A 426-nucleotide genomic window follows, 5' to 3' on the forward strand; every position below is an offset into this window, starting at 1 on the left:
CAGACGAAACACAAGGTATGCCGAAACTCAACGCTTCAGCAATAACCATCGGAAATCCTTCAAAATTAGAATTAAGTAATAGTGCATTGGCATACTTAATTTTTGTCCAGGGATCATTAGTCCAACCTTTAAATGAAATTCTACGTCTTAAATTAGCGTCATTGTTAACATAATCTTCTAATTGGTCTTTTTGTGGACCATCACCGTATATATCAAAAGTCCAATTTCCAGATAATTTATTCATATGTTTAACTAACGGAAGAAGGTTTTTTTGGCTTTCGGTTTCTAAACGACCAACGTATATAAATTTACAAACATTTGGATTAGGAAAAATAGTCCTATTTTTTTCAGACACAGGATTATATATAATCTGAATATTTTTAGGATCTACACCATTTTTAATCAATTCATTTTTAATTCCAGATG

At 31.0% G+C, this 426-nt stretch carries 1 protein-coding gene; it reads right to left on the reverse strand.

The features are described 5' to 3' along the window. Positions 1–426, reverse strand: a 426-nt coding sequence (locus AC6UDG_RS07360; RefSeq protein WP_500706945.1) for a glycosyltransferase, incomplete at both ends; no start/stop codon positions are given.

This window comes from Fructilactobacillus sp. X2R1C1 (genome assembly GCF_059901435.1).